This window comes from Rothia sp. HMSC067H10, from assembly GCF_001810635.1.
Lineage (GTDB): Bacteria > Actinomycetota > Actinomycetes > Actinomycetales > Micrococcaceae > Rothia > Rothia dentocariosa.
In genome coordinates, this window is record NZ_KV802317.1 from 591,822 (window position 1) to 592,273 (window position 452).

The following is a 452-nucleotide window of genomic DNA, read 5'->3' on the forward strand; positions in this document are numbered from 1 at the left end:
CGGCGGTAAGTCCGTCACGGCTGGCGCGGCGGAACTCGTCTGCGTCTATGATTCCTAGTTTTTCCCATCCTTGCAGGGGCGCAGCTTTTCCAGCCCATTCGGTGTGTACGGTAACGGGCGGCAGATACAGCACCATCTCGGATTCTTCAATGCGTGCCAGGCGTTCGAGCAGGGCGGCTGAATCTACCACAATATCAAGGGTTGATGGCTTTGCGAGGTTGAGGGCTCGCATCCCCAGAATGGTGGGGGTGTTATCCAGCATGGTTTCGGGGGCGAGAGAGCATGCGAAAACGGCAAGCACACTCCCACGGGCGGTAAGTCGTATTGCCGCTTGGGTATCGAGGGAACGTGCGCGTGAAATATAAGTGCTGAGGTCGGCAGCGGCGGCTATACCTTGCTGGTTGTTGGGGAAGATAAAGTAGGGTTCGTCGATGCCTTCGTGCGGATTGTAT

Annotated in this window: 1 pseudogene; it reads right to left on the reverse strand. The window is 57.1% G+C overall.

Annotation, left to right across the window (positions count from 1 at the left end):
• A pseudogene (locus tag HMPREF2756_RS09560) lies at window positions 1–452 on the reverse strand (transcriptional regulator); the annotation flags it as partial.